Source organism: Agrobacterium sp. (genome assembly GCF_032092815.1).
In the GTDB taxonomy this organism is placed as follows: Bacteria; Pseudomonadota; Alphaproteobacteria; order Rhizobiales; family Rhizobiaceae; genus Agrobacterium.
Genome location: NZ_DAMDBP010000007.1, coordinates 167,900 through 171,116, shown reverse-complemented (window position 1 = coordinate 171,116; position 3,217 = coordinate 167,900). Strand labels below are relative to the sequence as shown.

The following is a 3,217-nucleotide window of genomic DNA, read 5'->3' as shown; positions in this document are numbered from 1 at the left end:
GCAGTCCGTCGCCAGCAGCGCCGCCGCCCTCGTTCAGTGAGCGGACTTATAAATCCATCATCCCAAACAAGTCAACAGGCCTTTTTCATATTTATAATAAAATCAGACAAACATATGATTTGTAAAGGTAATTTCCTGTTTTTCCTTTTTGGGAGCCATTTTTACTCGCATTTCCGATCAATGTTGTCGGCATGAGCGACAAGCCGTCCAATACATCAGAGGCCGCGAGAGGATAGCCGCTCTCTTGGTCTGCCATATCGGGCCATAGTGTAGCTCAGGCGCTGACAAAACCGGGCTGATGCAACGCCCCCTCGCCCCCGGGCGGGATTGCAATCGAGCAGACTATAGGAATTGCTCGTGGAGGACTGTCCATTATCCCAGACAGGGCGCAGGCATACTTATCCTTGGAGTGGCTGCATCACCGGACCATCACAATCCTCGACCTCGGACTGCAGTCGGTAATAGTCATCGGTGTCAATGACCGCGACATAGGTCGCCAATGTGCACAAATCCATTCCAGTGCAATAAAATGCCGCGTTGCCATCACATCCCGGTGGGTAGACATTGGTAACAAAGCCACCAAATCGATCGCAATAAATGGCGGGCGCACCGTCTCTGATTTTTTCAACGCAACCGGCGACCCAATCACCAGATATGATGCGGGTTTGTTGTGCCATCGAACTGACAGGCAAAGACTGGAGTAAAGAGCAGCTCAAAACGACACGGCATAAGATTGACTGTACTGACATGGGCCTACTCCAGATAAGGGTTCGTCAATTCGAGTGTGCAGATGCCGCTGGCAATATCTTCCGTCACACATTCGCTCAAAATGGTGACAGTGCAGTTCTTCTGTTTGTTCTGGCGTGCAAGGTAAGGGCTGTATCGCGGTTTCTCAGCCTGCTTGACCTTCAGTTTCGCAACCCCACCCTCACAGTCAGTATGCGTAAACTGGATATCGGCGTTGCAACCGTTGACCCAACTATCCCCCTGCATCGTCATGCAACGGACATCAGCCAGCGCATCAACGGAAAACAACAGCATGATCAGGATGGGCGAGATCGTAACGGACAACATAGATTTTGAGATTTTGCGCAATGCAGCGGTTCCCCATCGACCTTCCGCATCAGGCTAAAGACATTCCATATAGGGTACATCACCCAAACAGGGGATTTGCCAGCAGGTACGAGCGCCCGCCCCCAATAATGATGACAGCAGCTGGGCTGCCACGTCAGTTCCATTGAATCCTGACCAACATGACTGATGAGCCGTGACCTCAGCCCGAGTTAAAGGGCCAGAGCTAAAGGGAATGGCTCACGAAAAAAGCCCGGCATTGCTGCCGGGCTTTCATCCAATCGACCAAAGGTCAGATTAGAACGAACGGGTCAGACGCAGGAAACCAGAGGTCGTGTCGTCGCCAACGTCCGGGCTTACGTAGTTGACAGTTGCGCCAACCTTCAGGCCCTTTGCGAGCTGGTATTCAGCCAGAAGACCAACGCCCCAGATGTCGTTGTTGTCCTGCGTGGTCCAGTAGGACGCAGTAGGAGCAACAGTCAGCTTGTCCGTAGCCTTGAGAGCGTAGGAAGCAGCAACTGTCCACTCATATGTCGAACCGCCGAACTTCTTGACGTATACGGTGTCACCAGAAGCCCAACCAGCAGCCAGGTTGAGTGTGCCAGGGCCGATCGGAGCAACGAGCGTTGCGTAGAGAGCGCCTTCTTCGGTTTCGAGGTCGTAAACGCCGCGCAGAGCGAGGTTCGAAGAACCGAAGTTGATCTGGCCGTAACCCTGAATACCGAGTTCGTTACCTGCATATGCGGTGCCAGCGTATTCGCCGGACAGGTCGTCAATGCCGAGGCCGAGGCGGAACGAGCCCGCGTCGTACAGGTAGCTCACCTGGTTGAAGTTTACCTTGTCAGCGAAGTCATCGAGTTCGCCGTAGATACCGGTGTCATCCCACCATGTGAGAACCTTACCAGCCTTCAGGCCGCCAACAGTGATGTAACCCTGCTCGAGGATCAGGCCCTGCGAGGAGTTTCCGTCACGTGGACGGTAGTCGCCCTGCAGACGGATGTAGGTGCCGATGGTGCCGAGTTCGGAGTCGGTCTTCGTGTCGAAGAATACGCGACCACGGGTCTGGGAGTTCCAGTCGGACGAACGACCGCCAGGAGCAACGCCACCAACGTCTTCACCGAATGCGACAGTGAAACGAACTTCACCGCCGATGCGCAGGCAGGTTTCAGTGCCTGGGATGTAGAAATAACCAGAACCGAAAGCGTCGCAAACGCGAACATATTCCAGGGGCTCTGGCTCAGCAGCGACGATAGCGTCAGCGGCCTGTGCGCCAGAAACTGCTGCGAGAGCTGCAGCGGAGCCGATGAGAAGGCTCTTGATGTTCATAATGACCTCAAAAGAAGTTTAAAGTTGATATTGGCCGAACTTTTGAAATTTCATTCCAAACCCAAACCAGTTTAATTAAGAATCGGTACACCCCCATTCTCGGCGGCCAAAATACGTAAATGACTTATAGTTGCAATACAGGCCCTTCGAGATTCACAGCACCTCACCCGCTTGGACATGAGATGTTGCGTAAAAAACACAAAAGTTATGATCAGCAACAAATTCTCACTTATGGACTTATATGACTGTTAAATAACAATAATATGACAGTTATGTGAAACGCTAATAAAGCAAAACGCCCTCCGACCAGCAAATCGAAGGGCGTCTTCTGGAGGCCAATGCGTCTCATCAGGGAAAACTCAATGAATTTGAAGCTCCCTCGCAATAACCAGTATGAGTTGTAATTCAATTCAAATATAATGTCTTCAACAAATTTCAGAATTTTTCCGCGTATTGGAAAATTATTTCAACCGGAGATCAACCCATGATACCGCGAGCAAGGCGCAATCGTTCATCGGCCAGGCGGGCCGGTTCAACCTGTCCGCTGGCTTCATGTCGACACAACAGTGCATTCCCGGCGATGATCTCATATTCGGGCACACAGCAGAGACCGCGCGCGGACAACGCGCAGCAGGAGTACGGTTTAGACGTAACCCGCCGGGCTAACGCAGTGTCCTATTTGTCCTGCACTGCTTTCATATCGTCGCGCTGTCGAGCTCAAGATCAGCGGTCAGGCGCTTTGCCGCGTGCTCTACTTCATCATGAAATATCTTGGCGTAGTGCGTGATACCGCCATCGCGGCTGTTGGTGAGAATTCCAA

The 3,217-nt window shown here is 52.2% G+C and carries 2 protein-coding genes; both read right to left on the bottom strand.

What is annotated here, in order from left to right:
- Positions 1 to 753 precede the first annotated feature (753 nt).
- Positions 754 to 1,095, bottom strand: coding sequence for a hypothetical protein (locus tag RT613_RS06170; RefSeq protein ID WP_313613801.1), 342 nt, complete (start codon positions 1,093 to 1,095; stop codon positions 754 to 756).
- Between the two features lie 273 nt (positions 1,096 to 1,368).
- Positions 1,369 to 2,397 carry a porin gene (locus RT613_RS06165; RefSeq protein WP_313613799.1) on the bottom strand — a complete coding sequence of 343 codons (1,029 nt, stop codon included), beginning with the start codon at positions 2,395 to 2,397 and terminating at the stop codon, positions 1,369 to 1,371.
- Between the last annotated feature and the right edge of the window lie 820 nt (positions 2,398 to 3,217).